Annotated in this window: 28 protein-coding genes, 1 other RNA gene and 1 pseudogene; 5 read left to right on the forward strand and 25 right to left on the reverse strand. The window is 46.2% G+C overall.

All coding sequences use genetic code 11. From position 1 onward, the window contains the following. Positions 1 to 89 precede the first annotated feature (89 nt). The 8 genes and pseudogenes from rnpB to ACWJJX_RS11045 all read right to left on the reverse strand — a co-directional run bounded on the left by rnpB (position 90) and on the right by ACWJJX_RS11045 (position 6201). Positions 90 to 471: RNase P RNA component class B (gene rnpB, locus ACWJJX_RS11010), an RNA gene on the reverse strand. Positions 472 to 526: 55 nt separating this feature from the next. Continuing rightward, a complete protein-coding gene (gpsB, locus tag ACWJJX_RS11015) occupies positions 527 to 826 on the reverse strand; it encodes a cell division regulator GpsB (protein ID WP_003153541.1) in 300 nt (99 codons plus the stop codon). Positions 827 to 905: 79 nt separating this feature from the next. Beyond that, positions 906 to 1454 (reverse strand): DUF1273 domain-containing protein, encoded by a 549-nt coding sequence (locus tag ACWJJX_RS11020; protein WP_014305282.1) that lies wholly within the window; start codon positions 1452 to 1454, stop codon positions 906 to 908. 88 nt (positions 1455 to 1542) lie between these two features. Continuing rightward, positions 1543 to 1779, reverse strand: coding sequence for a spore coat protein CotD (gene cotD, locus ACWJJX_RS11025; protein WP_003153539.1), 237 nt, complete (start codon positions 1777 to 1779; stop codon positions 1543 to 1545). Between the two features lie 83 nt (positions 1780 to 1862). Continuing rightward, a pseudogene (locus ACWJJX_RS11030) lies at positions 1863 to 1970 on the reverse strand (hypothetical protein); the annotation flags it as partial. A gap of 121 nt (positions 1971 to 2091) precedes the next feature. Continuing rightward, entirely contained in the window at positions 2092 to 3330 is a 1239-nt protein-coding gene (locus ACWJJX_RS11035) for a ribonuclease H-like domain-containing protein (protein ID WP_076851381.1), read from the reverse strand. A 19-nt stretch (positions 3331 to 3349) separates the two neighbouring features. Further along, positions 3350 to 5596 carry a DEAD/DEAH box helicase gene (locus ACWJJX_RS11040; protein ID WP_102422776.1) on the reverse strand — a complete coding sequence of 749 codons (2247 nt, stop codon included), beginning with the start codon at positions 5594 to 5596 and terminating at the stop codon, positions 3350 to 3352. Between the two features lie 98 nt (positions 5597 to 5694). Then, entirely contained in the window at positions 5695 to 6201 is a 507-nt protein-coding gene (locus ACWJJX_RS11045) for a PTS sugar transporter subunit IIA (protein ID WP_012117833.1), read from the reverse strand. 138 nt (positions 6202 to 6339) lie between these two features. On the opposite strand from ACWJJX_RS11045, the gene ACWJJX_RS11050 reads away from it, so the two are divergent. Then, a complete protein-coding gene (locus ACWJJX_RS11050; RefSeq protein ID WP_070082015.1) occupies positions 6340 to 6753 on the forward strand; it encodes an Hsp20/alpha crystallin family protein in 414 nt (137 codons plus the stop codon). Positions 6754 to 6782: 29 nt separating this feature from the next. On the opposite strand, the gene ACWJJX_RS11055 is transcribed toward ACWJJX_RS11050, so the two are convergent. Then, a complete protein-coding gene (locus tag ACWJJX_RS11055; RefSeq protein ID WP_076851378.1) occupies positions 6783 to 7217 on the reverse strand; it encodes a YppG family protein in 435 nt (144 codons plus the stop codon). Positions 7218 to 7403: 186 nt separating this feature from the next. On the opposite strand from ACWJJX_RS11055, the gene ACWJJX_RS11060 reads away from it, so the two are divergent. Further along, positions 7404 to 7586 (forward strand): YppF family protein, encoded by a 183-nt coding sequence (locus ACWJJX_RS11060; RefSeq protein WP_003153532.1) that lies wholly within the window; start codon positions 7404 to 7406, stop codon positions 7584 to 7586. Between the two features lie 38 nt (positions 7587 to 7624). Here ACWJJX_RS11060 and ACWJJX_RS11065 read toward each other — a convergent pair whose 3' ends face one another. Both ACWJJX_RS11065 and ACWJJX_RS11070 read right to left on the reverse strand, forming a co-directional pair. Continuing rightward, positions 7625 to 7993, reverse strand: coding sequence for a YppE family protein (locus ACWJJX_RS11065; protein ID WP_454022979.1), 369 nt, complete (start codon positions 7991 to 7993; stop codon positions 7625 to 7627). Positions 7994 to 8038: 45 nt separating this feature from the next. Beyond that, on the reverse strand, positions 8039 to 8284 hold the full coding sequence (locus tag ACWJJX_RS11070) for a DUF5446 family protein (protein ID WP_039063257.1): 246 nt from the start codon (positions 8282 to 8284) through the stop codon (positions 8039 to 8041). 205 nt (positions 8285 to 8489) lie between these two features. On the opposite strand from ACWJJX_RS11070, the gene sspM reads away from it, so the two are divergent. Continuing rightward, positions 8490 to 8594: an acid-soluble spore protein SspM gene (sspM, locus tag ACWJJX_RS11075; protein ID WP_003153525.1), complete on the forward strand. Its 105-nt coding sequence runs from the start codon at positions 8490 to 8492 to the stop codon at positions 8592 to 8594. A 43-nt stretch (positions 8595 to 8637) separates the two neighbouring features. Here the strand turns inward: sspM and ACWJJX_RS11080 are convergent, their stop codons facing one another. Beyond that, positions 8638 to 9600, reverse strand: coding sequence for a DUF2515 domain-containing protein (locus ACWJJX_RS11080; protein WP_032861546.1), 963 nt, complete (start codon positions 9598 to 9600; stop codon positions 8638 to 8640). A 41-nt stretch (positions 9601 to 9641) separates the two neighbouring features. On the opposite strand from ACWJJX_RS11080, the gene recU reads away from it, so the two are divergent. Then, the gene (gene recU, locus ACWJJX_RS11085; protein WP_003153521.1) at positions 9642 to 10250 is read left to right on the forward strand and encodes a Holliday junction resolvase RecU; all 609 of its coding nucleotides are present in this window, start codon (positions 9642 to 9644) and stop codon (positions 10248 to 10250) included. 38 nt (positions 10251 to 10288) lie between these two features. After that, positions 10289 to 13072, forward strand: a complete 2784-nt coding sequence (locus ACWJJX_RS11090) for a PBP1A family penicillin-binding protein (protein WP_454022980.1) — start codon at positions 10289 to 10291, stop codon at positions 13070 to 13072. Between the two features lie 77 nt (positions 13073 to 13149). Here the strand turns inward: ACWJJX_RS11090 and ACWJJX_RS11095 are convergent, their stop codons facing one another. The 13 genes from ACWJJX_RS11095 to ACWJJX_RS11155 form a co-directional block, all read right to left on the reverse strand. After that, positions 13150 to 13641: a YpoC family protein gene (locus ACWJJX_RS11095; RefSeq protein ID WP_025852657.1), complete on the reverse strand. Its 492-nt coding sequence runs from the start codon at positions 13639 to 13641 to the stop codon at positions 13150 to 13152. After that, the gene (nth, locus tag ACWJJX_RS11100) at positions 13638 to 14297 is read right to left on the reverse strand and encodes an endonuclease III (RefSeq protein ID WP_003153517.1); all 660 of its coding nucleotides are present in this window, start codon (positions 14295 to 14297) and stop codon (positions 13638 to 13640) included. The genes ACWJJX_RS11095 and nth overlap by 4 nt, the downstream gene beginning before the upstream one ends. An 18-nt stretch (positions 14298 to 14315) precedes the next feature. Beyond that, complete coding sequence (gene dnaD / locus ACWJJX_RS11105; protein WP_070082021.1) at positions 14316 to 15014, reverse strand: DNA replication protein DnaD; 699 nt, start codon at positions 15012 to 15014, stop codon at positions 14316 to 14318. Between the two features lie 94 nt (positions 15015 to 15108). Beyond that, a complete protein-coding gene (gene asnS, locus ACWJJX_RS11110; protein WP_003153515.1) occupies positions 15109 to 16401 on the reverse strand; it encodes an asparagine--tRNA ligase in 1293 nt (430 codons plus the stop codon). 134 nt (positions 16402 to 16535) lie between these two features. Continuing rightward, the gene (locus ACWJJX_RS11115) at positions 16536 to 17717 is read right to left on the reverse strand and encodes a pyridoxal phosphate-dependent aminotransferase (protein WP_454022981.1); all 1182 of its coding nucleotides are present in this window, start codon (positions 17715 to 17717) and stop codon (positions 16536 to 16538) included. Between the two features lie 22 nt (positions 17718 to 17739). After that, positions 17740 to 18225: a cell wall elongation/penicillin-binding protein regulator TseB gene (tseB, locus tag ACWJJX_RS11120; protein ID WP_014305291.1), complete on the reverse strand. Its 486-nt coding sequence runs from the start codon at positions 18223 to 18225 to the stop codon at positions 17740 to 17742. 9 nt (positions 18226 to 18234) lie between these two features. Beyond that, positions 18235 to 18405, reverse strand: coding sequence for a YpmA family protein (locus ACWJJX_RS11125; protein WP_003153512.1), 171 nt, complete (start codon positions 18403 to 18405; stop codon positions 18235 to 18237). Positions 18406 to 18552: 147 nt separating this feature from the next. Continuing rightward, positions 18553 to 21339: an ATP-dependent DNA helicase DinG gene (dinG, locus tag ACWJJX_RS11130; protein WP_454022982.1), complete on the reverse strand. Its 2787-nt coding sequence runs from the start codon at positions 21337 to 21339 to the stop codon at positions 18553 to 18555. Positions 21340 to 21460: 121 nt separating this feature from the next. Next, positions 21461 to 21844, reverse strand: coding sequence for an aspartate 1-decarboxylase (panD, locus tag ACWJJX_RS11135; protein ID WP_003153510.1), 384 nt, complete (start codon positions 21842 to 21844; stop codon positions 21461 to 21463). Between the two features lies 1 nt (position 21845). Continuing rightward, entirely contained in the window at positions 21846 to 22706 is an 861-nt protein-coding gene (gene panC, locus ACWJJX_RS11140) for a pantoate--beta-alanine ligase (RefSeq protein WP_003153508.1), read from the reverse strand. Positions 22707 to 22709: 3 nt separating this feature from the next. Beyond that, positions 22710 to 23543, reverse strand: coding sequence for a 3-methyl-2-oxobutanoate hydroxymethyltransferase (gene panB / locus ACWJJX_RS11145; protein WP_032857093.1), 834 nt, complete (start codon positions 23541 to 23543; stop codon positions 22710 to 22712). A 244-nt stretch (positions 23544 to 23787) separates the two neighbouring features. Beyond that, complete coding sequence (locus ACWJJX_RS11150) at positions 23788 to 24765, reverse strand: biotin--[acetyl-CoA-carboxylase] ligase (RefSeq protein WP_454022983.1); 978 nt, start codon at positions 24763 to 24765, stop codon at positions 23788 to 23790. Next, on the reverse strand, positions 24750 to 25940 hold the full coding sequence (locus ACWJJX_RS11155; protein WP_454022984.1) for a CCA tRNA nucleotidyltransferase: 1191 nt from the start codon (positions 25938 to 25940) through the stop codon (positions 24750 to 24752). Before ACWJJX_RS11155 ends, ACWJJX_RS11150 begins: the two co-directional genes overlap by 16 nt. Positions 25941 to 25942 lie beyond the last annotated feature (2 nt).

Here is a 25942-nt window from a genome sequence, read left to right on the forward strand (position 1 = left end):
CCCTGTCTCTTTTAAGCTTTCGTTTCATTCAAGATAAAAGCTCCCCTTTAAAGGAGAGCTCTAATTTGTCATATCAATAATGTTTAACGTTCTGTAAGCCATGTTTTGTTCCGTCGTACTGCAATCGGCTCATCACCTCGTACTCAGGCGGCAATCATCTATCTACAGAAAGTATTCTGTCCTTCTATCTGTTCAGTTCCTTCAAGAAGGTTCCCCTACCAAAATTTGGGTTTCTCGCTCGAGGGGTTTACCGCGTTCCACTCTCACCATTTCTGATGAGACTTCGTCACTGTGGCACTTTCAAGGATACTCAGCCATATCCGGAGACGTAGGCTTTTTTCCTGCCGTCAGCCTATGAAGGCTGCCCTAGCTTATTTCTTCGCTAGGCACGAACACTACGGGCATCTCAGCACCGTGCGAGCATGGACTTTCCTCTACAGATTCAAAGATCTGCAGCGATTACCCGAACGTTAAGAACACTTGTTCATTATAAAGCAACTTGTCTCATTTGACAAGTGCATCTGCCTTATTCGTCATAAAGTTTGCTGCCGAATACATGTTTCTCAAGGTTGGACAGCCTTTTCAGAATGTCAAAGTTGGTCGTATTGGACTGCACTGGCTGTTTTTTGCTTGCTTCTTCAAGCTGTTTTTTCAGCTGCAGATTTTCCTGCTGCAGTTCTTCAATTTCTTGATGAAAGGTTTCATAATCCTTAATAATCATATCTAAAAATTTGTCAACGTCTTCTTGTCTGTAACCTCTAACGCCTGTTTTAAATTCTTTTTCCAAAATGTCTTTCGCAGAAAGCTTTACTTTATCAGCAAGCATCTTTTTCACCTCATATCGTGAATCATCATGTTATATTTTATTCAGAAACACGTCCCGTTGTCAAATATTCTCTGACGTGTTATGTAAAGAAATCTTCTTCTTCAACGGCGGCACGGAGATCATCCATCGTAATCGAATAAATCGGATATCCGTCGGTTTCACGGCGTTTTTCTGCCTGCTGCAGCATATATTTCGGCGACCCTTCCACCTCCGGATCATATAAAAGCAAAAGCGCATCTGACTTTTCAATAAAGAACGCGTTTTTCTGCCGGAATTGGAGAGGACTTTCGTACGGCCGATGCGTCAGGCTCTCCTCATAATCTGCCTGAGCAAGCACCGCTTCATACATTTCTTTATTCGGCTCCTTCCACTTTTCCTCCTGGCCGTAGAAAGGCGTGATAACGGCAACCTTTAATTCCGGATACTCTTCTCTGAGATCATACGCCGTTTCTGCCGCCCAAAGCTCAGTCCCCAGCTGTCCGGATATGAGAATCCATTCCAAGCCTTCGTCAATAAAGCTTCTGAGTCTGGTTTCTATCGCCTTTTTTATATAAACAAGCGCCCGGTCATCCTGTTTAAAAATCCCGAGTTCAAACGGCTTGTACCCCGTTACGGCTAATACTTTCAATTGATCACCTGCTTAAAAAATGGGGCTCCCCATCGGGCCCCATTTTGATTTGCTGATATCCTAACCGATCTTGCTTAAGCATTCAATACTAATGATCGCAGCAAGGGCTTCCGCACTGAAAATGCTGGTGAGTTGTCGGGTCAACATTTGAAAAAGTGTGCGGATAGTAATGAACGTGCTCAAAGTTGTGGTGATTTACGTTAGTTGTATGTTGCGGATGAATATGCGGCACAACCGTGTTAGAAAAGCAATGGTGTTCACAGCAATGAGTCGGATGGACAATCGGCGGCATCACGTTTGGTCTGCAACAATGATGATGAAACATGCTAAATCCCCTCTCCATTAACTTTTATTACACTGTTAGGTTATGAAGAAAAGAGGGTGCATGTTCTAATTCAATCACCCAATTTAAAAGTGCGTCAGCAAGCTGTCTTTAAAATTCGAAAATACAAACGCAATCAAAAAAACCACGACAAAGAACAAGTAAAAAACACCTTTATACATACCAACTCTCCCCTATAAATAACTAACGCTATTTTACAAGATGCGGCACCATTCTACAACAAAATCGATGCGGATTCAGAAAAAAATATTTTTGGCGAAACAGCTCGGCTTTTGCGCTTTCCCGGGCAATATTTTAAGAGGAATATTTCCTCTTGAGCCGGGCAATTCTTACATGGAGCTTCTCGGCTTCTTTTTCCGATATTTCCCCGTCTTCTGCCGCCTGCTGTGCGGCCTGCAGAGCTTTTTTGTAATCTTTTGCATGATGCTCAAAATAGATCGCCAGCTCAACCGCTGATTGGTGTCTGCATGTGTGAAGATCAGAGCCCGTCAGTTTCTCCCAAAGGGGCACGGCGTCTTGCCTGCGGTTTTGTTTTTTATAAAGCATCGCTAAGTCAAAAAGGGCCCGATCCGAATCTTCAAAGGCTTTGCCTTGCAGCGCTTCCAGCTGCGAAACGGCGCGATCGGTTTCTTTATGAGCGATAAACCATTTCGCCATGGCGTATGCTTCCTGACGTTCTGACGTCTGATCAGAAGATGCAAAAATCTTTTTTGACATATGGATGTAAAGAACGATGAGGGAAAGCACATCTTGTTCATTATGCGAGAGCACTCCCTTTAAAAGAGCCGGGTCCTCCGCCTTTAAAAATTGAAAATACAGCATCGGCGCCAAATACCCAGGGGTGTCTTCGTCCCTTTTAAAAGCAAGCTCTTCATTTTCAACCGCCGAAAGCGATACACGCTCTAACTTATGTTTCCAAAGCCGTCTCGCCCCGTGCAGAAGATCAAAGTGCCCGAAGTCAGGAAGTTTCGGAAGCCTGTCCCGCAGCAATGTATGCCTGGTTTTTACCTGCGGCCAGTCAAAGGCTTTTCCGTTATACGTAACAAGGGACGTAATGTCAACCTCACTTAAAAAGCTTTTGTAAAGAGCCGTCTCGTTTCCCGGTTTAGGGAGCAGATGCTGTTTAACCGCGACACGGTCTTCATATACTCTTGCATGGCCGAGCAAAAAGATCATATTGCCTGCCCCGCCGCCGAGGCCGGTCGTTTCAGTATCAAAGAAGAACAGCTGGCTTTTTTCGTATCCTTCTGCTGATAAAGTATGTGTCAAACCGCCTTTATTCCATAATGCCATGACGTCATCAAGTTCACTGAAGCTGTACCGTCCGTGGCGGTGCGAAAGCGGATAGACGGTTTCGCGGATAAGACAGTATTCATCCTCAAAAAAGAAAGGCTTCACTCCGAATGCCTCCCATTCTTCTCTAAACGGGACTTGAATATCCGGGATCGAAAGTTGTGAAGCTGCCGGCTTTTTTTCAGCTTCGGGCACATTCAGGTGGTTTTTCATCCGCTTTAATTTATTTTTCAAGGACATCTTTCGTCCCCCTTTTCTTTTACACGTAATTCAAGAGCTTGAGTATCGCTTTCTTTGCATCTATTCCTTCTATTTCGGAGCCGATGCAGGAAGGACATCCGTCTTGACATGGACATTGTCTGATCAGGCGCTCAGCCCCTTCATTGATTTCATCAAATCGCTTATATACTTCATCGGCAAGTCCGATTCCGCCCGGATAATGATCATACAGAAAGATTGTCGGAAGTCCCGTATGTGCGGCTTTGATTTGCGGCACGACATGCACGTCATTTCGGTCGCACATGACGTATACAGGCACGATATGCTGCAGGACGTGGGCAATGCCTAAAAGCAGCTGTTCAAGCGTTTTTTCGCCGATTTCCGAATCCGTTTCTTTTAATTCAAGCCAGGCTGCACTGGTATGCAGTTCTTCTTCAGGAAGATGAATCGGTCCTGATCCTATATTTTCAAATGTCGTCATTTTAATTTTTTTAAATATTGTCGGAAGTGCGTTCACGGTGACGTCGCCGAAATGTAAGGCCGTTTTCTTTCTGCTGTCCGTTCTGTCAATGTCCAGCACTTTCAGCTGCACCGCTAAATTGGCATCTGTATAATATTCGACATCGACCTTTCGCACGTACGCTTTTTTATGATCCCAATCAAGCTTTTCAACCTGATACTGCACCCCTTCATGAAGATAAATCGCTTCATCATGAAGAAGCGTCATCGCGCTGAAGCGGTCCATTTCTCCGATGATTTTTACATCAGCCGTCTCTGACCGGTCAACGATGACCACGTTTTCCTGGGACGCCGAACGGAGACTGATGTTGGAGGCGGGAAAAGATTCGCTCGCCCAGTGATAGCGTTCGCGGTTTTCGTGAAGCACCCCTTCTTCCTCTAAATACTCGAGAATGTCCCTCGCATCATTTTCTCCGAATGTTTCATCGGCTCTGAAAGGCAGCTCATATGCGGCGCATTTCAGGTGGTCGACCAATATAATGAGATTATCGGGATTAATCCTTGCAGATTCAGGCGAGCGTTTAAAGAAATAATCAGGATGGCGCACAATATATTGGTCAATCGGATCAGAGTTCGCCACCATCACGATAAGCGCCTCTCCCTGCCGCCGTCCGGCCCGGCCCGCCTGCTGCCATGCGCTCGCGACACTGCCCGGGTACCCCGTCATCACGCAGACCTGAAGCTGGCCGATATCAACGCCGAGCTCCAGCGCGTTTGTGCTGACAACGCCGAGAATGCTGCCGTCTCTTAACCCCCGCTCTATTTCTCTTCTTTCTTTCGGTAGATATCCGCCGCGATAGCCTCTGACAGACTTCGCGCCGATTTCTTTTTTTACGATCTCCTGAATGTGGCTTAAAATAATTTCAACCCGGACACGGCTTCTGGCAAAAACAATCGTCTGGATCTTATTTTTTAAAAAAGTTTTGGCAAGTTCGTTCACTTCCGCGGTGGCGCTTTTTCGAATATGCAGCGGTTTATTTACAATCGGAGGATTGTAAAAAGCAAAGTGCTTTCTTCCGGCCGGGGCACCGTTGTCGTCAATCAGGCGCACAGATTTCCCCGTCAGCTGCTCCGCCAACTCCCTCGGATTGGCGATTGTGGCGGATGTACAGATAAATGACGGCGTGCTTCCGTAAAAAGCGCAGATTCTCATTAAACGGCGGATGACGTTCGCCACATGGCTGCCGAATACGCCGCGGTACGTATGTAATTCATCAATGACGATATATTTCAGGTTTTCAAACAGACTCACCCATTTTGTATGGTGGGGAAGAATGGCTGAATGAAGCATATCGGGATTTGTGATCACAATATGCCCTGCCTTTCTGACTTTCTGCCTGATGGCCGGAGACGTATCTCCGTCATAGGTGAAGCTTTTAATGTCCATGCCCGTCTCGTCTATGATTTCATTCAGCTCGCTTTTTTGATCCTGCGCGAGCGCCTTTGTCGGAAATAAATAAAGCGCGCGGCTTGAGGCATCTTCCGCGATAGACTGAAGAACCGGAAGATTATAGCACAGTGTTTTTCCGGAGGCCGTCGGTGTGACGGCGACAATGCTTTCTCCATTTTGAACCGTCTGAAAAGCGGAGTATTGATGTGTAAAAAGCCGCTCGATCCCCCTCTTTTCGAGAGCAGCCCGAATTTTCGGATCTACTTGCTCCGGCATCGGCATGGTTTTCGCCTCCCGCGGTTCCTCTTCATGCCAATGCACAATATTTTCATGATTTTTTAATTCCTGAATCAGTTCGCTCAGTGATTTTTTCTTCATCGTTCACACCTCTTTATGAGGTACAGTTTACCGAATATTTGTTTGCCTGGCTAGATGAAAATCCTGCACAAGAAAAAAAGCAGGGAATCAGCCCCTGCCTACTTCATTTTTATCGTAAATAGCTCTGTTTGTCCTTTTTTCGCTTCATTTGCGCCTGCAAATTGCAAAGGTTCTGCGGCATCGCCATTCATAATCACCATAGGGATGACGGTGCTGCTTGCTTTTTCTTTTATTAAATCCAGCCGGCACGTTAAAAGCAGATCGCCTGTTTTCACTTTGTCTCCTTCTTTTACATGCGCTTCAAAGCCTTCGCCGTTCATATTGACGGTATCCAAACCGACATGTATCAAAAGTTCCGCTCCGGAAAGGGTGCGGATGCCGACAGCATGTTTTGTATGGAACAGCTGAATCACTTCTCCCTCAACCGGTGAAACAATGTCTCCGTTTGCAGGCTCGACGGCGATCCCGTCCCCCATCATTTTTTGTGAAAATACGGGATCCGGCACTGAAGCCAAATCCATCACCGCTCCGTCAGCCGGAGAAAAAATCACTTCCTCGGCCGGCTTTTTCCGGCTGTCTCCCAATCCGAATAATTTTTTCAGCAATGTGTTGTGCTCCCCTTCCTAAATGTGAATCCGTTACCAGTTTATTCTCCACTATTTAACCATACTTTCTTTTTTCCTTCAATTCTTAACCATACGGCATAACATCGCATAGTCTGTTTGTAAAAAGGCGGTGGTCATATGGATCAATCACAAAACGATAAACTTGATCCGCAAAGAAATGAGGACATCATCAGCCATGCGATGGACCAATTTTTTCACTCAGGTCCCTTCGCAGAATTGATGCAGGGTTTTCAGCACCTTGTCAATTCGGCTTTTACTGAAGCGCAAGTGACGATTGACGTCAGAGAAGAGCCGACGGGCCTCGCGGTTGATATCGGCGTTCCCGAGACGTTCCGTGACGGGGATATGCTGGTGGAAACGAAAGGGTGCTACCTTCACGTTACAATCCGCTACGATCATAAACAGGCTCATTCATCCCATGTGTCTTCAAGCATGACAAGAACCGTTGTCCTCCCGTATAAGGTAAATGAAGAAGATATGGAAACATCCTGGAATGAACAGACGCTTACCCTCTTTTTCCCAAAAAAATAAGCATGAATGATGAATATCATTCATGCTTTTTATTTGAAGATACTGGTGAAGCCTTTCACCAGCGATCCGACCTGATTTACGGCGCTTACCATCTGCCCCGTTGTATCCATCATTTTATTAAAGTCAAACTGTCCGTTCGTTTTTTTAAACTGGGAGAGTATGCCTGAGAATTGGGAAGACTGCTGCTGATTCGGTCTGGGAACGGGGTAAGGATTCACAAACTCCGGCTGACCCCCGGGCATGCCTGCCTGAGGAGGAGCGGGAGCATACGGCGGCTGCATATGACCGTATTCCTGATTCGGATAAAATTGCTGCGGGTACTGCCCTTGCTGATGATATGGCGGCTGCTGCAATGGCTGTATCTGCTGCGGATACGGCGGCTGTAATGGCTGTATCTGCTGCGGGTAGAAATATCCCGCCGGCTGCTGGTACATATTTTGATATGGCTGCGCTCTCCATTGCATATGACATTCCCCCTTGTCTCTCACTAAGTTTCTGCTATATATGTATGAATTCCGCCTTGGTTATGTGCTTTCGGTGATTCTGATCTTTGTCAAATGCTGTCGAAAGTCTTAATTTTTTAAAAACAGAAAAAAGTCGAATCGTTATGTTAACATAATCTCAACATACATGAGAGGGGATGCACCATTATGAACGTATCATACTTAAGAAAGCGTTTTGCTGAAGTGAAAAAATATGAAACAGATTGTGCTGATAAACTGATGGACTTTGCAAAATTTCTCTATATTCAAGGCCATCTCACCGCAACCGAATTTCGAAACAGTATGAAGGTTCTCGAAGCAAGTGGAGCAGAAAACCCGGCGTATGAATAACATACCCGACCCCTTTATATAAAAGAAGGCAGCCGTTTTCAGCTGCCTTCTTTTTCAATTTCATCCCTTAATATACGAAGCGTATATAAAACAGATTCAGTTAAATCCCTGTATCTTTTTTTATGAATATGATGAACATATGATTGGAGCATCAGCTCCCCGAAATTTTCTGTAACGGCCTGAATTTGTGCATGATGAACGTATTTCGGACGGTTTTCCTGAATAAACGCAAGCGCTGCTCCTGTCCAAAGCGCGCAAAGCCGGTCTCTTTTTTCAACATCGGGTTTAATCGTCTCAAAAAAATCATATGAACGGCCTGACTCTTTTCCATCCTGATACCTTTTTTCGGCTTCCAGAACCACCTCTATCATTTGTTCTGTCAGCTCCAATAACGACTGTGTCTGCAAACGGACTCACCTCAGTACATATGGTACCAAAGTTTTTGCACAAAATCAGCTTATCCGACAGGCTCTCGGCAAATCCTTTTTACGCCGGTCAGTCAAAAACAGGTCATCAATACAAACATGAAGCTCCCGCGCCTCTTCCTCAAGACGGGAAAGTTTCTCCTGCCTGATTTCTTCTGCTTCCGCCTGACAGGATCTGACTGCTTGGGTAAGCGTTTTTTCAGCAGCAGAAATCCGGATTTCAATATCAGAAAGCAGACGGAGAATATCAGCCTTGCTCGTGTAAACAGACATTCATGTTCCTCCCTTTTATCACTTGCGTCTCTTTCAAATATAATTCTCGTTTTCATACCGCTCTCCTCTGCACATGACAAAACTAGAAGCAGTTCGGCAAACAAACCGAGATTATCCTAAAAGGCGTGCCTTTCGACAAAAAAGTGCCGCAAACTTTGTATGAACCGGCACGTTAATGCAAACGATACAGTTGAGGAGGTGCCGTATGAAAACGAGACCGAAAAATGCAGGTAAACAGCAAAAAACCGAAGCAAAAACAACTGATACGCTTGATAAAAAATTAGGCGGCCCAAACCGCCCTTCCACGTAACACACCAGCAGCCCGAAACCCCATCGAACGGTTTCGGGCTTTTTCATTTCTTCAGCCACTCTTTAACCGCGAAGAGCGCATGGAGCTCCCGTCTTTTCTGGAAGTACCAGTCCGTCAGTTCAAGCTGTTTCGGCATTTTCTCCTGTAAGAAAGCCCCTTTTCTTAACCTTTTTTGAAACCAATCCGCCCTTTCGCCGTCTAATGAGTGGGCAACAATGGGATAGGTTGTCCTCAGCATGGGTGATGTTCTTTTTTTGATGCCGATCATTTTCTCCATATCAAAGCGTGAACCGGTATGAGGAACGGTATCAAGAAAACGGTAAAAAGAAGCGTGAAGATCAGGGCTGAACAGAAGGCGGGCCAGCTGTTTTCCGAGCGTAATTCTCTCTTCGGTTTTTGAAAACCGTTTGACGGAAATTCCGTATAAATGTCCGTCAAATGAAGGGAATATCACCGTATTAAAGTGAAACCAATCACTTAAATAAAAAGGAATCGTGCCAAAAACATTCTTTTTAAACGAAGGATTTTGTATAATAGGTGCTTGGATAGTGTTTTGTTCATTTATAATAAGAGCATACATGAGCCGTTCCGTATCTCCGTCACGCCAAAAGCGGAACCATTCTTCCTGCATAAAAGCCGAGACGCGGAAATGAGGAAGATGACGGAAAAGAGGTTCGCCGATTTGTTTTGACCACTGGTAGACCAGAAGCTGAGGATAGGCATCAGAAAAAATCAGCCAATTCGCCCTTTCATACGAAAGGAAAAACCAGTTTTTCTGACTGCTGTCAAGGCCCTCCTGATAAAGGACGCCTCTTAAATCAGTCATCGACCAGCCCGCATTGCGGGACACAAAGGATGCCAAAAGCGGCCACTTGATCTCAGGATGGCGGTCATAATATGCTTTATAGGCATTCGTCCGGGAAATATTATCGGCATTTTTTATTTTCGTCTCTTTTTCGATCAGGCGAAGAATGGCGGTTACGGTCTGTCGTTTATGCACGTTCATTCACTTCCGTCACTATTAGTTTGATAAGGAGGATGGAAAAAGTGATTCGGTACCCGAATGGAAAAACTTTTCAGCCGAACAAAACGGTTTCATCCCAAAACAGCCAGAAACGGTCTCATTCATACAGTAATCGCGGCATGACCCTCGAAGACGACCTGAATGAAACGAATAAGTATTATCTGGCTAACCAAATTGCTGTCATTCACAAAAAGCCGACACCCGTCCAGATTGTAAACGTCCACTATCCGAAAAGAAGCGCCGCAGTCATTAAGGAAGCTTATTTTAAACAGTCTTCAACAACTGACTACAACGGCATTTATAAAGGACGCTACATTGATTTCGAGGCAAAAGAAACAAAAAACAAAACGGCATTTCCCCTGCAGAATTTTCATGATCATCAGATTGAGCATATGAAGCAGGTGGTCAGGCAAGACGGCATTTGTTTTGTTATTATATCCGCTTTCGGAAAGGTTTATTTCCTCGAAGCCGACAAGCTGTTTGTCTTTTGGGAGAGAAAGGAGAAGAACGGCAGAAAATCAATTCGCAAAGACGAATTAGAAGATGCTTCCTTTCCGATTTCCCTTGGATACTCACCGAGAATTGATTATATTAGTATTATTGAACAGCTTTATTTTTCGCAGGAACAGTAGACTGAGCGAAAGGTTGATAAACGAAAGGTTGAGATGTTATGTCAGATCAATTTACGAGCCGTGAAGAACGCCGTAAGGCAAGGCAGACGAAAAGCACTAAGCCCTCTTCACCGAAAAAAGGCAAGAAACAGCGTAAAGGCGGTTTATTCAAAAAGATTGTGCTGTCCTTGGTTATTCTGTTTGTCCTTGGCATAGTCGGCGGAGCGGCGGCATTTGCCGTTTTGGTTTCCGGCGCGCCGTCTTTGGACGAAGCCAAGCTGAAAACGCCTTACTCTTCAACGATTTACGATAAAAACGGAAAAGAAATCGCGGAAGTGGGCGGTGAAAAACGAACCTACGTCCCGATTAAGGATATACCCGATGTTGTGAAAGAAGCATTTATCGCAACTGAAGACGCCCGTTTTTATAAGCACCACGGTATAGACCCGATCCGGATCGGAGGCGCCTTGGTCGCCAACTTTACGGATGGGTTCGGTTCAGAGGGAGGAAGCACAATCACCCAGCAGGTTGTGAAAAACTCGCTTTTGACCCATCAGAAAACGATTAAACGGAAAGCACAGGAAGTGTGGCTTTCACTGCAGCTGGAACGCCATTATTCTAAAGATGAAATCTTAGAAATGTATTTAAACAGAATTTATTTCTCACCGCGCGCCTACGGCGTCGGAAAAGCGGCTGAAGAATTCTTCGGCGTAAAAGACTTGAGCAAGCTTACGGTTGAACAGGCGGCAACGCTTGCCGGAATGCCGCAAAGCCCGACCGGATATAACCCGGTTAAAAACCCGAAGGCTTCCGAAAAACGACGAAACATCGTTCTCAGCTTAATGGAAAAACAAGGATTCATTTCAAATGCTGAATACCAAAAAGCGAAGAAAGTGTCCATGAAAGATGAAGGCGTCGTCAGCCAAAAGGAATACGATAAAAAGGACACAAATAAATACAGCGCTTTTGTCGAAGAAGTTATGAAAGAAATTGAGACAAAAGAAAAGAAAGACGTCGATATTTCAACTGACGGACTGAAAATTTATACGACTCTTGATACGAAAGCACAAGATTATCTTGATCAATTGATGAACGGCGACACAGCCGGCTTTACCGAAGGCATGCAGGGCGGCGTCACGCTCCTTGATACGACAAACGGAGAAATCCGCGCCATCGGAGCAGGACGGAACAGAACTACCGGGGGATTCAATTATGCAACACAAGGTAAAACCCAGCCCGGTTCAACGATAAAACCGATTCTTGATTACGGCCCGGTCATTGAAAATAAAAAATGGTCGACTTACGAGCAGATTGACGATTCAGCTTATACGTACTCTGACGGCACACCGATTCATGATTGGGACAATAAATACAGAGGACAGATATCTATGCGAGAGGCCCTCGCAGACTCACGTAATATCCCTGCTTTAAAAGCATTCCAAGCAGTTGGAAAGGATAATGCCGTGGACTTTGCAAACGACCTGGGATTAGGTTTAAACAAAGATCAAGTATATGAACCCTACTCTATCGGGGGATTTGGTGAGGGTAACCGCGGTGTATCTACTATGACCATGGCAGGCGCCTACAGTGCGTTCGGAAATAACGGAACGTACAACGAACCGCACGCGGTCACATCGATTGAATTTAATGACGGCACTAAGCTTGATTTAACACCGAAACCGAAAAGTGCTATGAGCGACTACACAGCGTTTATGATTACCGATATGCTCAAATCAGCTGTCGAATCAGGAACAGGTAAACTGGCTCAGGTGCCGAACGTGGAAGTCGCCGGTAAAACGGGTACGACCAACTTTACTAAAGAGGACATTCAAAAATATAACATTGCCCCAGGCGGAGTTCCAGACTCCTGGTTTGTCGGATACACCCCACAATATACTGCGGCGGTTTGGACTGGTGTAGAATCTGGCAACAAAGCAGGCAAGAAATCACTGTCTTCTGCAGACCAGCAAGTCGCAAAACGTATTTTCCAAAAGCTGATCTCATACGTTGATGACGGTAAAGGAAGCTTCAAGCAGCCTGACAGCGTCGTAAAAGAAACAGTTGAGAAAGGCTCGAATCCTGCCGCTTTAGCCGGACCGAACACGCCGGATGATAAAAAAGTGACGGAGTACTTCGTGAAAGGGACGCAGCCAACTGCCGTTTCTAAAACGTACACGAAAGAAAAAGCCGATAAACCGACAGGATTGCAAGTGAAATACGACAAAGATAAAAAATCATTAACCTTAAGCTGGAATTATGACGGTGATGCAACATTCAATGTCAAACAATCCGTTGACGGCGGAAGCTACAGTGACATTCAAAACAGTTCGGCAAAAGAAGCCGTCGTCTCAGATGTCACCCCAGGCTCCACATACAGCTTCCAGGTGACAGCGGAAAACGATGACGGAAAAAGCGATACGGCATCAGCATCTTTCAAAGTCCCGAAAGAGGAAGAAGACGATGCGGATAAAGATAAAGCGACTGACGATGAACAGAAGACTGATGAAGATAAAGATAAGGACAAGACGCAAACCGATGATTCAAACAAAGATGACAATCAGACAGATACGTCTGACGGATCGGATCAAACACCAACTGATGACCCGGATAAAAATCAGGATCAATCCGATAAGGATCAAACAGATAACAACAATCAGAATCAGCCCGGCAACGGGACCGATAACAACGGACAGCAAGATAACGGCTCTGATAATGATTCCGATTCCGGTTCAGACGGCTCAAATAAACCTGACAGCGGTCAAACGGACAAAAACCAAGACTCATCTTCAAATATCAACGGGCAGTCCAATTCGTCAACCATCCAGTCAAATCCCGCTCATTAGCGGACGAAATCCTTCACCTCAAACAGGTGAAGGATTTTTTTCATACAAAAAAACCTCCTTATAAGAAAAGGAGGTTTTTAACATTTGTTCATGGCTTCATATTTATGATATTGTTTCTTCATCTCCGTCATCAATTCATCAAGCTGAATAAACGAGTGATATTGAGTCGGTTTTGTTAAAATAAACGCCATTCGCTCCGCCCAATTGATCGGTTCCGCGGGAAAATGCTTTGTTTCAAGCACAGTCCAGTCGAGTGATGTGACCCGCTCCCCTGCCGTCCAATGAAAAGCGGCAATCAGACAGGCAATTCCCTTCAGCATGTCATTTTGATCACATCTCGATTTTCTTGTTTGAAAAACGGGAAGCAGCGTTTCTTTCGTTTCATTCCAAATCTGAAACAGAAACGGGACATATTCGCCCCTTTCCCTCCATGGCTGCACTGTTGGCTGACCGCTGAAATCCATATACAGCGGATGGCGGCGCAGCGCCGCTTTGATCTCGAAGCTTTCCAAGTCCGTAAGGCTGCGCAGGTATGTTTCATAGCCTGCCAGAATGTCAATCGCCGTCACCGTTTCACCAGCCCTTTTTTGTCACGCTTCTGCCCTTCTCTGCATAGCGGAAGCAAAGGACATTCCGCACAGCGGGGAGATTGCGCTTTACAGTGATACCGGCCGAAAAATATTAATCTGTGATGCGTAACAGACCAATCCTCTTTCGGCACTTTTTTCATTAATGTTTTCTCTACTTCCAAAACAGAGTCCTTCCAGCGGCAGATGCCGAGCCGTTTAGAGACCCGCTCCACATGAGTGTCTACTGCGATCGCAGGTACGCCGAAAGCAACAGACACGACCACATTTGCCGTTTTCCGTCCGACACCCGGCAGCTTCACAAGCTCATCCCGGTCTTTCGGCACTTCTCCGCCGTACTCTTCGATGATCATTTTGCTCAGCTTTTGAATATTTTTGGCTTTATTACGGTACAGACCGATTGATTTAATATCCTGCTGGAGTTCTTCCAGCGATACGGCAAGATAATCTTCGGGCCGTTTATATTTTTGAAATAGCGTTTTTGTCACTCTGTTGACGAGAGCGTCCGTACATTGCGCGGATAATGCGACTGCCACAACCAATTCGAAAGGATTTGAATGGACAAGTTCACATTCTGCGTGCGGAAACATATCGCCGATTTTTTCAAGACAATATTCAATCTGCTTTAAATTTAACACGTTTCTCCCCTTCTCATGTTATTGTTCCAGCCAATTGTAAAAAGGCACCTGCCTCGTATACTCTTTTTGCGGATCATTCTGTTTCGTTTGAACACGCCGGAATTTTTGGCTGTGCGCCTTCGCCTGCTCAACCGTTTTGAAGCCGTTCTTTTTCCATTCAAATAAAATCCGGTCAATATAGCGAAAACTGAGTTTCCCCGATAAAACGGCTTCTTTTAAGGCGTGTTTAATCATAATCGCATCATGCTGATCCTGATCCTGCCATATGGCCAGCGTCTCGCATTCAAGCGGCGACAGCGGTCTTCCGAACTCTTCTTCAAAGATGGTATACAGGCTTTTTTGTTCTCTTTCTGACGTTCTTTCCTGCGTTTCATTTTGAGAATGCTGCATGTAATCATACAGCTTCGCCCATAACGGCTGCAGAGAATATTTTTCAAACTTTATGCCGTTATGGTCTTCACATTCTTCAATAAACAGAAAACCTTTTTGAATAAACATTCGCAGGCAGCTTGTACATTCTTCAGCAGAGATGGACATGCCTGATTGAAGTTCAAACGGCGTCGGAAAATAAGAGCCCTTTTCCAAATGCATTTTAATCTTCAAAAGCAGGATCAATTCGGTTTCATTCAGCCCGAGCTGCCGGTAATGTGTCAGCAGCAGGTTGGGAATGCTTGAAATGCCGAGTTCCTGCATATCTATAAATTGCTGTTTTTTCATCCTTACACCTCTTACTGTAAAAGGTTATCTCCGGGAGCTTTCCCCTTTACTTAGAAAAAGTCTCCCTTGCAGGAGACTTCGTTTTTCATAACTATTACGGATACAGACGGTTCAGAAGTCTCGGGAACGGAATCGTTTCACGCACGTGAGGCGCTCCGCTGATCCAAGCCACTGTCCGCTCAAGTCCGAGGCCGAAGCCGGAGTGCGGAACAGAACCGTATTGTCTGAGTTCAGCATACCATTTGTAAGCATCTGAATCCAGACCGTGTTCTTTTAATCTTTCTTCCAATAAATCCATATCATGAACGCGTTCTGAACCGCCGATGATTTCCCCGTAGCCTTCCGGAGCGATTAAGTCGGCACATAACACGACATCGTCACGATCTTTGGCAGGCTGCATATAAAACGGTTTTAATGACGTCGGGTAATGAGTGATAAACACCGGTTTGTCATAGCTTTCTGCGATCGCTGTTTCATGCGGCGCACCGAAGTCATCTCCCCACTCAATATCGTCAAAGCCTTTTTCTTTCAGGAATTCAATCGCTTTATCGTACGTAATGCGCGGGAATGGCGCTTTGATTTGTTCAAGCTTCGATGTGTCTCTTCCCAATGTGTTCAGCTCGATCTTACAATGTTCCAGCACACTTTGTACGATGTATGCAACATAATTCTCCTGAACTTCAAGGTTTTCTTCAAATTCAACAAATGCCATTTCAGGCTCAATCATCCAGAATTCGATGAGATGGCGTTTCGTTTTCGATTTTTCCGCTCTGAACGTCGGTCCGAAAGAGAATACTTTTCCGAGCGCCATTGCAGCTGCTTCCATATACAGCTGGCCGCTTTGAGACAAGAAGGCGTCTTCATCAAAATATTTCGTCGCGAACAGCTCAGTCGTGCCTTCGGGAGCGCTTCCCGTCAAAATCGGCGGATCAACTTTCACGAAGCCTTCTTTGTTGAAAAATTCATAAGTCGCACGGATGATTTCGTTGCGGATTTTCATAATTGCATGCTGGCGTTTCGAACGGAGCCATAAATGTCTGTGATCCATTAAGAATTCCGTACCGTGCTCTTTAGGCGTAATCGGATAATCAGTCGCTTCGTGAATGACTTCAATGGATGTAACAGCAAGCTCATAGCCAAGCGGTGAACGCTCGTCCTCTTTCACAATTCCTTTTACATAAAGTGACGTTTCCTGCGTCACTGATTTCGCAATTTGGAAGATGTCTTCTTCTACTTCAGCTTTGACGACAACTCCCTGAATGAAGCCGGTACCGTCTCTCAGCTGTAAAAATGCGATTTTACCGCTTGAGCGTTTATTAGCGACCCAAGCTCCAATCGTTACTTCCTCGCCTGTGTGTTTATACACTTGGTTGATTGTTGTTTTCAAACTCTTTCCCTCCAGAACAAGAAAGACATTCAGGAATCTGCCTGAATCTCTTTTTTCATCACTTTATTATACCCGTTCTACTCTAACGGGGTCAATGCAAGTGAAAAGCGGCTTTAAAAGCCGCTTTTTCAGAATCAGCTGTGTTTTTCCGTAAAGCGGCGGATTCTCTTGACCGCTTCTTCTAAAAGATCGAGTGACGTTGCGTAAGATAAGCGGACGTTGTCCGGTGAACCGAAACCCGAGCCCGGCACGATGGCGACTTTTTCTTCTTCCAGAAGCGCCTTGACGTATTCATCGACATCTTTGAATCCGCAGTTTTCTGCGGCCGCTTTGGCGTTAGGGAACAAGTAAAACGCTCCTTCAGGTTTGACACAGGTGAATCCGGGAATCTCACTGATCTGAGCGTAAATGGTATTCAGTCTGTGCTCAAATGCCTGTCTCATCTCTTCCAGCGGCTCAGCCGGCCCGTTATAGGCCGCAATGGCGCCGTATTGAGCGATGGACGTCGGATTTGATGTGCTGTGGCTTGCAAGGCTCGTCATCGCTTTAATAATCGTCTCCGAACCCGCTGCATAGCCGATCCTCCAGCCCGTCATGCTGTGAGATTTCGAAACGCCGTTAATGATGATCGTCTGCTCTTTCAATTCACTTGAAAGCTGTGCGATTGAGACGTGTTTTTTTCCTCTGTATGTAAGCTTCTCATAAATCTCGTCAGAAACGATCAGAATGCCATGCTCCAGACACACTTTTCCGAGTTCCGCAAGCTCTTCTTTCGTATACATAACACCTGTCGGGTTGCTCGGTGAATTGATAATGAGCGCTTTTGTTTTCTCGGTGATAGCCTGCTTCAGCTGCTCCGGTGAAATTTTAAACTGATTGGATTCCAGCCCTTCTGCATAGACGGGACGCCCCCCTGCCAGTTTCACCTGCTCAGGATAGCTGACCCAGTAAGGAGTCGGTATAATCACTTCGTCTCCTTCATCGAGAATGACCTGAAATAATGTATACAGGGCGTGTTTCGCTCCGGTGCAGACAATGATTTCTGACGGCTTATATTCAATCCCCTGGTCGTTTTTGAATTTTTTTGCGATACTGTCTTTCAAGGCCGGCAGACCGCCTGAAGGCGTATATTTTGTGTGGCCTTCATTCATGGAACGCACCGCGGCATCTATAATGTGCTGAGGCGTATTAAAATCCGGTTCTCCTGCTCCGAGGCCGATGACATCATGGCCTTCCGCTTTCAGCTCTTTCGCTTTTGCAGTAATTGCAAGTGTTGCAGACGGTGTTAATGCGGATACTCTTTTTGCCAATTTCAACTTGAACTCCCCCTAATACGTCTCACGGTGTGATGTTTTTGAGAATCTTGCCGCTTGTAAAGTCCACATAGCTAAAGCTATACTGCCCGCTTTTGTTGATATAGGTCACTTCCCATAAAGGAACATTGTTTTCTCTCGCCGGGTGAACGCCATTCAGCTTGGAAACAAGCCCTTCGTCCCGAACGATCTTGGCAGCCTTTCCGCTTGAAATGCCGTCACTGGCTTTTTTCGAGAGAATTTTTGCTTTTTTGTCGGCCGGAACCCATACATACATATCTTTTCCATGTTTATCCGTTCCGGTAACAACATAATATTTCTGTTTGCCGACAAAGGTCTCCACTTTCTCAGCATCTGTCAGATTCGTTTTTTCTTTAGCGGCTGCGGCAGCTGTTTCGTGGCCTTCTTCTTTTTGAGCCATTGCAGATTTAAAAATGCTGGCCGAAAATAAAAGAACTGCTAAAAAAATAATACCAAATACGGCTGTAAATATTAATGCTTTTTTTCTCATCTTTTTCACCTATGTGCGATAAATGGTGAAGACCGCTTCATTTTGATTTTCTTCGTCGAGCGCAAGGCCGAACATCAGGTTGTCCCGTTTCAAAGTCCGGTTTAATGTATCGACGATTTTATATAAATCATCTGAATGCTCCACATTAATCGTTGACAGAATTTCAATTTTGCTTTCCATTTTTATACCCTCCATCGGTCGAACAAATTTTGTTAGTCATAACGGGATGCGCCCGCGGCATAATAAAATCACAAGGCGGCATGAACCCGCTTTTACTATAAAAACAATTCCTCATCCCACACCACGAAAGCCGCGTTTATGCGGCTTTTATTCCGTTTGGCTGACATAAGCCCCCAGCTCGGCATCCGTCAGCTCCAAAAGGGATGAAGTCGGGAGCGCTTCAAGAAACAGCCGTCCGTATCCCGCCGTCTTTACACGCTGATCTAAAAGAACGATCGTTCCCTTGTCTCCCGCCGTACGGAGCAGGCGCCCGATCCCCTGTCTGAACGTTAACACGGCCTCAGGCAGGGAAATCGTCTGAAACGGATTTTTCCCCTGCTTCTTGGCAAATTCGCATTTTGCGGCGTGAAGCGGATTATCAGGTGCCCTGAAAGGAAGTCTTGCGATCATGACGGTTGACAATTCATCCCCCGGAAAATCAACGCCTTCCCAGAAATGATTCGTCCCGAGCAAAATCGCCCGGCTTGCCGTTTTAAAGGTTTTCATTAATTTACCGGGACTCCCGCCTGAAATACCTTGGGCGAGAAGCTGAATGCCTGAGATCTCCATACTGAGTTTCAGTTCCTGATACACTTTTTTCAGCATATCATGAGACGTAAACAGGACAAGGATCTTCGGCTGTTTTCCCTTTGACATGATTTCTGCATACTTGGCAATATGCTCAATGACTTCCCGCTCCCCGTCATATTTAACGGATTTCATCTCTTTCGGAATGATGACGTTCATCTGATCATCGTAAGAAAAAGGAGACGGGATGCTTTTGGTGCGCGGATAAAAATGCGAAAGTCCGAGCCTTTCAATCATAAATTGAAAAGACTGCTCCACCATTAAGGTCGCTGATGTGAGCACAACGCTTTTTTTGCGGGCGAAAAACTGGTCTGCCAGCATTTCACCGGGCTCCAAAGGCTGCGCATAGATGCTGACGGCATTTTTTGCGCCCTTCGCATCAATTTCAACCCAAACGGCTTCTTTCTCATCATTTTCAAACAGCAGCCTGCTGAACGTATCGCGATATTCTTTCAGCCCCCTGATACACTTTACATATTCGCCCGCTAAAAAAGCCGCTCCGCTTTTCATCTGATCAAGCTTTTGATGTAACAGTTTCTCCTGTACGGAAAACATGTCAAGCAGCTGATCCAGCATCGCACAAAGCCGCTCCGCTCCGTCCGTTATCATGTGAAACCCTTTATCCTGGCTTTTATGATTGAGACTATAGACGAGACGGTTCAGATCGTCTTTAGGTTTTCTTCGTTTGACAAAAGAATGCACTGAACTGAAAAATGCGTCGCTTTCCGATTGAATATGCTTCATCCACTCATCGGCGTCAAAAAAACTTTCCGCCGGCAGTTCATACGTATAAAACAGTTTTCTCATCCGCTTTAACAGTCCGTGTTCCTTTAAGGTCCCGATTCGGCTGAGCTTTGTGTGCAGTCCGATGTATGAAGCTCTCTTCCCCAGGTGCTCGCTGGCGGCGCGTTCGAAATGATGCGCTTCATCAATGATGACCGTTCCGCTTGCAGGCAGTTTTTTCGTTTCACTGCTTTGATCTGAAAACAGCAAAGCATGGTTTGTGATAATCAGATCTGCGGCCTGCGCTTTTTCTTTAGCCCGTTCATAAAACCCTGCAGCCGAGTCCTTCCCTTTTTTCATAAAAGAATTCTCATCGTAAGCCATGCGCTCCCACAGCAATCTGCCGCCTGATGGAAGATTCAGCTCAGCGGCGTCGCCCGTTTCAGTCTCCGTCAGCCAGACGAGAAGCTGCGCTTTCGTCAAAACGGCATCATAGTTGTCATCTTCCTCATGCAGAATATGTTCAAACTTCGGCAGGCACAGATAATGTGATTTCCCTTTTAAAATAGCGGCTTTGACCGGCCAAGGAAACATACGCTCCAAAAGCGGAAGATCTTTAGACATGATCTGCTGCTGCAAAAGAGTAGAGTACGTGCTGATAATGACGGGAGTTTGTTCCGCTTTGGCAAATAAAACAGCCGGAACGAGATAACCGATCGTTTTTCCGATGCCGGGCGCCGCTTCAATCAGCGCATGCTCCCGATTGCGGAAGGCGCCAAGCACTTCATCCATCATCGAAAGCTGCCCTTTCCTCTTTTCATAGCGGGGGATGATGCCGGACAAGATCTGTTCTTTTTCTTCGTTCCACTTTTCAAGGTCAATGGCCGCATTCACCGGACGGGAAACCGGAATGTGATCGGGCTCTTTAATTGAAAAAGAGGCGTATGGAATGCAGCTCTTTTCTTCCGCCGGCCTGCTTTCATGTATAAAAGAATCCAAAAGCAGCGTCAAATCGCTGATAAAATGCTGTGAAAGCCTTCTAAGCTGCTTTAACGTCGGTAAAGGCAAATGTTTCAGTTTATGTAAAATGTCTAAAAAGACCAGTCCCGTAACCTCCGCATCGCTGTCTGCGCGGTGAGGGCGGTCATGAACAATATTCAGCTCCGCGCACAACTCACCGAGCTTATATCCTTCAAACCCCGGGAAAACAATACGCGAAAGCTCAACCGTATCAAGCACTTCACAATCCGGCAGCTCATAGCCCGCTTCGCTCAGTTCATGCCGGACAAATCCGAGGTCGAAATGAATATTGTGGGCAACAAAATACGCGCCGTCAAGCAGATGAAAAATCTCCTCTGCGACCGCTTCAAACGGCAGTTCATTTTCAACCATTCCGGACGAAATTCCGGTCAGCTGTTCAATAAACGGCGGGATGGCCTGATTCGGATTGATATATTTTGAAAACCGCTCAGTTATTTGTCCATTTTCAATGACAACCGCTGCGATTTGAATGATTTTATCGCCCTTTTTCGGCGAATTTCCTGTTGTTTCGACATCTATGACAACGAACCGTTGTTTGTTCATTAAAATGGACACCTCAATTCTTGCATACGAGAAAAGTGTAACACGTTTTGTTGAGAAATGGAGCGGAAAAACAGCTTTTGCCCCTAAATCTTAAAAGAAAACCCCCATGAAGGGGGCTCTTTTACAAAATCGTGTGTGCCGGTTCCTGACCCAGCATCTGCTCGATTTTATTCTGATCATCCAGAACGGCCACCTTCGGCTGATGGCTTTTTGCTTCCTGATCAGACATCATTTGATAAGAAATAATAATGACTTTATCTCCTTCTTGGACGAGACGGGCGGCAGCTCCGTTTAAACAGATGACGCCGCTCCCCCGCTTACCGGGAATAATATACGTTTCAAGTCTCGCCCCGTTATTATTATTCACAATCTGAACTTTTTCATTAGCGAGCATTCCGACGGCATCTAAAAGATCTTCATCAATCGTTATGCTGCCGACATAGTTTAAATTGGCTTCCGTCACGGTAGCGCGGTGCAGTTTTCCGGCCATCATAGTGCGGTACATATTATGATCTCTCCCATTCATCAATATCAATAATGATATTATCAATCAGTCTGGCTTTAGAAAATTGGACGGCGCAGGCCAGAATGACCTTGCCGTTTAATGTTTTAAGCGGAGTCAGCTCCGGATAAGCGTACAGTTCGGCATAATCAATGACGCCGCTTGTGTTTTCGATGATATCGGTGACGGTTTTTATAACGGTTTCCGGATTTCTTTCACCGTCTCTGACCAGTTCGGCACCTTGCTGCAATGCTTTATAGATCATCGGCGCTTCTTTGCGTTCCTGCTCAGTCAGATAGACGTTGCGAGAGCTTTTGGCAAGTCCGTCTTCTTCTCTGACCGTGTCCACTGCAACCAATTCGATATCCATAAAGAAATCCTCAATCAATCCGTCCACAACCGCTGCCTGCTGGGCATCTTTCAGGCCGAAGTAGGCGCGGGTCGGTTTAACGAGATTGAAAAACTTCGTCAGCACAGTGGCCACTCCGTCAAAATGGCCGACGCGGGAGGCGCCGCACAACACGTCAGTTCTCCTTTTCACTTGCACGGCAACATTTTGCTCGCCTTTATACATGTCACTTGGAGACGGCGTAAACAAAACATCTGCTCCCGCCTGTTCTGCAAGCCGAGCATCGCGCTTTAAATCTCGCGGATATGCTTCGTAATCCTCGCCCGGTCCGAATTGAGTCGGATTGACAAAGATGCTCATCACGACAATATCGTTTTCTTTGTTTGCTTTTTCAACCAGCGTCAGGTGTCCTTCATGAAGAAAACCCATTGTCGGGACGAATCCGATCGTGCGGCCTTCTGAGCGGTATTGTGCAATTAATTCTTTCAGCTGTTGAGTTTCTGTCAGTTGTTTCATCGCTTACTTTCCTCCGTACAAGCCTTGCAGCACAGTTTGGTTTATCTGAAAGGAATGCTTTTCTTCCGGGAAAACCCGTTCTTTCACATCACGGACATAGTCACTGAGGGCCGACTCAATCGTGCCGTCGATTTTGGCGTATTGCTTCACGAACTTCGGTGTTCTGTCCACGCCGTGGCCGACGACGTCATGATAGACAAGGACTTGGCCGTCCGCTTTTGAACCGGCTCCGATTCCGATGACGGGAATGGATACTTCTTCTATTATTTTAGCAGTCAGTTCAGCAGGCACACATTCAAGCACGAGCATCATCGCTCCCGCCTGCTCGCATTTGATACTGTCTTCAATGAGCTTTTTCGCGCTTTGCTCATCTTTTCCCTGCACTTTATATCCGCCTAATACGCCGACAGACTGCGGTGTGAGGCCTAAATGGCTGACGACGGGAATTCCGCCGAGAGTCAGCGCGCGGATGGATTCGAAAACGCCGTCTCCGCCTTCCAGCTTTAACGCGTCCGCGCCGCTTTCCTGAATAATGGCCGCGGCGTTTTTCAATGTATCCTCTTTTGAAAGGTGGTAAGACATAAACGGCATGTCAGTTACGATAAACGTATTTTTCGCACCGCGTTTTACCGCTTTTGTATGGTGAATCATGTCCCTGACAGTTACGCCGACGGTTGAATCGAGTCCGAGCACGACCATTCCGAGCGAATCCCCGACTAAAATCATGTCGACTCCCGCCTGTTCCGCAAGCTTTGCCTGCGGATAATCGTAAGCGGTCAGCATCACGATCGGCTCTCCGTTTTCCTTCATTTTCATGAAATCCAGTTTTGTTTTCATTCTGTTTCTCCTCCTCTAAACGGTGAGGAGATGAGCCGCCAATTCTTCGCAAGCAAAAAAGCCTTCTGTAAAATAAGAAGGATTCCCACTTGTTTAACGTTCGGCGAATGTCATCCCTCTGTCCCAGTCCTTTTTTGGATCAAGGCAGACTTTTCGTAATCTCTGTTCTGCTGATCAGGTGCAGTTCATTATGATACTGCCCATAGGAAGTATACCAAATTCACGAGGCTTGTACCAACTAAGATTAATTGAGCTCAATATCGGCAGAATAGATCTTCTTTATACCGTCTCTCGTTTCCAAAAGAAGAACTCCCTCATCATCAATGCCGAGCGATTTCCCGTAAAACGTTCCTTGCAGCGTTCTCGCTCTGAGCTCGTTCCCCAGTCCGACCGCATAGCTTTCCCATAGCAGCTTGATCGGTGTAAAGCCGTGGTTCAAGTAATCCTGATAGCGTTTTTCAAAAGTCAGCAGAATCTCTTGTATCAGACCCGCTCTGTCAATTTTTTCACCGGCTTCCATGCTCAGGCTCGTCGCAATGTCCTGAAGCTCGCCGGGAAAATCGGTTTCCTGCTGGTTCACGTTGATGCCGATCCCGAGAATAACCGAACGGACACGGTCCTCTTCCGCCTGCAGCTCAGTTAAAATCCCGACGGCTTTTTTGCCGTGAATCATTAAATCATTCGGCCATTTAATGGCGGCCTGTACGCCTGTAAAAGCCTCGATGGCCTGTACGACCGCAACGGCGGATAACAGGGTGAGCTGCGGCGTTTTTTGCAAAGGAACGTCGGGTCTCAGAATGAGGCTCATCCAAATCCCGTTTCCCTCCTGTGAATGCCATACTCTGGCCATTCTTCCTCTGCCTGCCGTTTGTTTATCGGCGACTACGAGGGTCCCTTCCGGCGCGCCGTCATTGGCAAGTTCATGAGCGGTTTTTTGGGTGGACGGCAGGACGTCCCGGTAATGAAGCTGTTTGCCCAAAACCTCTGTTTTCAGCCCGAAACGGATTTCGGATTCACTGAGTTTCCCCGGTTTTTTAATGAGTCGGTACCCTTTTCGTCTGACCGCCTCAACCTCATAGCCCTCTTTGCGGAGCTCCTCTATATGTTTCCAAACGGCGGTTCTCGAGCAGCCGAGCGCGTCACTTATTTTCTGCCCGGAGATAAAGCCGTCACCCGCCTCAGAAAATAAATCAATTAATCGGGTTTTTAATGTTGATCCCATGATGCGAGCCACTCCTTTATGTCATGTTTTCGGTTAGGAAGCTTCCCTGCCAATACCGCTTCTTCAATCCGGCGAAGTTCTTCGGCCACCCATTTACCCGCGCGGCGGTTTCTGAGCTCCATCAGATCGGCTCCTGAAATGTCGAGGTCTCGAAGGCTTTTGATCGGCAGCTGCTCATACAGGCTCTGAACCTCTTTCAGCTTTTGTTCATCAATCGTCTTATGCTGTTTCAGCATCCCGATTTTAACGGCTGAAAACAGCGCCTCTCCCGCCCGGTACATCGCTTCTGCTTCCAGCTGCGCCGGATAAACGCTTATGATCTGCACCGCTTTTTTTATGACTTTTCCCGGCAGTTTCCATTGTTTTAAAAACGCCTCGGCGCTTTTCGGACAAAGACCGAGAAACAATAACAGCGCTGCCCAGCGTTCTTCGCGTGCATCTAAAGAAGAAAACGGAAAGCCGCTTGCTTCAAGCATTTGCTGCTCATAACCGGAAAGGCCGGGCAGCTCTTGTATCAGACCTGTCTGCACCATCGTTTGAATCGCTTCTTGTGAGAAAGCGCCCTGCATCAGCTTTTCAAACTCGACGGTCTTTCGTTCTACTGATACATGTGCCAAAAGCTCCCTGTCTTTTATGACGGCCTCTCTTGTTTCTTTTTCTAACAGAAAGCCGAGCTGACTCATAAAGCGGACGGCTCTCATCATCCGCAGAGCGTCTTCCCGAAAACGGTCTTCAGGGTTACCCACCGTACGGATCAGCTTTTGTCCGATATCATGTGCGCCTCCGAAATAATCAAGCAGCTCTCCTTCGGCAGACATCGCCATCGCATTAATCGTTAAGTCTCTCCGCTTTAAGTCTTCTGATAAAGAAGTAATGAACCGCACAGCTTCAGGGCGCCGGTAGTCCTTATATTCTGATTCGGCACGAAAAGTGGTGACTTCATAGGTTTCATCTTCCCACAGGACGATGACGGTGCCGTGCTCTTTTCCTACATCGACAGTCCGCTTAAAGAGGCGCTCCACCTCATTCGGCAAAGCGCTGGTTGCGATGTCCACATCACCTATTTTTCGTTTCATATAGCTGTCTCTGACGGCTCCCCCGACAAAGTACGCCTGATGGCCCGCCTTCATCAGATGATGAAGGATGGGGAGGGCTTTGACAAATTCCTGTTCCATAA

The organism is Bacillus sp. YH3-2-B2 (assembly GCF_053663335.1).